The 1,316-nt window shown below is 72.1% G+C and carries 1 protein-coding gene; it reads left to right on the top strand.

Translation table 11 applies throughout. The annotated features are described in order from the left end of the window. The coding region (locus tag SNE206_RS39985; RefSeq protein WP_407918506.1) for a PhoH family protein at nucleotides 1-1,316 on the top strand (1,316 nt) is incomplete at both ends.

Raw genomic sequence — 1,316 nt, 5'->3', positions numbered from 1 at the left:
TCAGTTCGAAGAGCCGCCGGACACCAGACCGGCGCACGTACGTTCTCGACACGAGCGTGCTCCTGGCGGACCCACTCGCCATGAACCGCTTCGAGGAGCACGAGGTCGTCCTGCCGGTGGTCGTGGTCACCGAGCTGGAGGCCAAGCGCCACCACCCGGAGCTGGGCTACTTCGCCCGTCAGGCGCTCCGACTGCTCGACGACTACCGCGTCCGCCACGGCCGGCTCGACGAGCCGATCCCGGTCGGCGACTTCGGCGGCACGATCCGGGTCGAGCTCAACCACTCCGACCCGTCGATACTGCCGGCCGGCTACCGGACGGGCGGCGGCGAGGCCGACACCCGCATCCTGGCGGTCGCCCGCAACCTGCAGGCCGAGGGGTACGACGTCACCGTCGTCTCCAAGGACCTGCCGCTGCGGATCAAGGCCAGCTCGGTCGGCCTCCTCGCGGAGGAGTACCGGGCCGAGCTCGCGATCACCTCCGGCTGGACGGGCATGAGCGAGCTGCACGTGTCCGGCGACCAGGTGGACGCGCTGTTCGCCGCCCCGCACGACGCCGCGGTCGACATCGACGGCGCCGTCGAACTCCCCGTGCACACCGGCCTGGTGCTCAACTCCGAGCGCGGCCGGGCCCTGGGCCGGGTCACCCACGACGGCCGGGTGCGCCTGGTGCGCGGCGACCGCGAGGTCTTCGGCCTGCGCGGCCGCAGCGCCGAGCAGCGGGTGGCGCTGGACCTCCTGACCGACCCGGAGATCGGCATCGTCTCGATGGGCGGCCGGGCCGGCACCGGCAAGTCGGCGCTGGCGCTGTGCGCGGGCCTGGAGGCGGTGCTGGAGCGGCAGCAGCACCGCAAGGTGATGGTGTTCCGCCCGCTCTACGCGGTCGGCGGCCAGGAACTCGGATACCTGCCGGGCAGCGAGTCCGAGAAGATGAGCCCCTGGGCGCAGGCGGTCTTCGACACGCTCTCCGCGGTCACCACCCCGGCCGTGATCGAGGAGGTGATCTCCCGCGGGATGCTGGAGGTCCTCCCGCTCACGCACATCCGCGGACGCTCCCTGCACGACGCCTTCGTGATCGTCGACGAGGCGCAGTCGCTGGAGCGCAACGTGCTGCTCACCGTCCTCTCCCGGATCGGCCAGGGGTCGCGGGTGGTGCTCACCCACGACGTCGCCCAGCGCGACAACCTGCGGGTCGGCCGGTACGACGGCGTCGTGGCCGTCGTCGAGAAGCTGAAGGGGCACCCGCTGTTCGCCCACATGACCCTGACCCGGTCCGAGCGGTCGCCGATCGCGGCGCTGGTCACCGAGATGCTGGAG

This window comes from Kitasatospora sp. NE20-6 (genome assembly GCF_045862635.1).
This window is presented reverse-complemented; position numbering and strand designations above follow the sequence as displayed.